The sequence below is a fragment of the Paenibacillus campinasensis genome, assembly GCF_002272015.1.
Classification (GTDB): Bacteria; Bacillota; Bacilli; order Paenibacillales; family Paenibacillaceae; genus Paenibacillus_AQ; species Paenibacillus_AQ campinasensis.
Genome location: NZ_NPBY01000100.1, coordinates 1 through 1,023 on the forward strand (window position 1 = coordinate 1; position 1,023 = coordinate 1,023).

General features: G+C 34.4%; 1 protein-coding gene. It reads left to right on the forward strand.

Going from position 1 to position 1,023, the window contains the following annotated elements:
* The first annotated feature begins 159 nt into the window (after positions 1–159).
* Entirely contained in the window at positions 160–864 is a 705-nt protein-coding gene (locus CHH67_RS24345) for an AAA family ATPase (RefSeq protein ID WP_095267956.1), read from the forward strand.
* Positions 865–1,023 lie beyond the last annotated feature (159 nt).

The window sequence follows — 1,023 nt, forward strand, 5'->3', positions numbered from 1 at the left end:
ATATCATTAAATATGGGTTCCTTGGTTGGAATGTTCCATCATGAATTTCTATATGTTCCGTTGTTTGTTCCGTTATTATTTTTTGGTTCTATAGGGTACATAGCCATGAGAAAAATAAATTTACTATCTATGCTACAAAGATAAAAGTGAGGATTATTGATGAATATAAAAAATCTTAAATATAAATATCCAAGAGGAAAAGATTTTGTATTAAAGGATGTATCCTTCTCATTACATCCAAACAAGTTGAATGCAATTGTTGGAGTAAATGGTTCAGGCAAAACAACGATGTTTGACTGTATAACAAATGTTCTGAAACCGCAATCTGGAGAGATCAATATACCTGATGTAGAAGATATACTATATGTGACCCAAAGTCTCTTCTTTTCACCTGTTATTAAAGGAAAAGACTTTGCAAATTTTGTTAAGCGAATAGATAATAAAGCAATAGTGAAAGAAACGGGTTACTATACAGAAAAAATGTCGCAACGTGAAAAAGATTTGTTTGAACATTTGTGGGAATTAAGAATTGGGAAAATGTCTATCGGGGAAAGAAGATGGTTTTTCACCCATCTTCTAATTATGATTGACCGTTCAATATATATCTTCGATGAGCCAACAAGTGGAGTAGACCCCGCGTCGAGAAAAAAAATTTATCAATTAATTGGAAAGCTTATACAAGAGGGTAAGACTTGTATTATATCTACACATCAGCTTCAAGATTTAATGTATCTAGACTGCCACCTAATCATACTTAATAAAGGAATGATTACTTATGAGGGGGATTTTAAAGAATGGTTACATATAAGTAACTCCAATAATCCAGATGAGGCATTTGAAAATATGCTAATTTCAAATATGTAAGGTTATTGAAACGGAGGTTTGCGAACTCATTGCGTTGACTTAAATACGCGTCGTGCATCATTGAGCTAATAAAGGGATGACTCAGAGGGCCTATCATGGCCCTTGCGAGGCATCCTTTTTTTGTATGCAGCGTCTCTCCCCGGCTCAAGGCAGAAACCC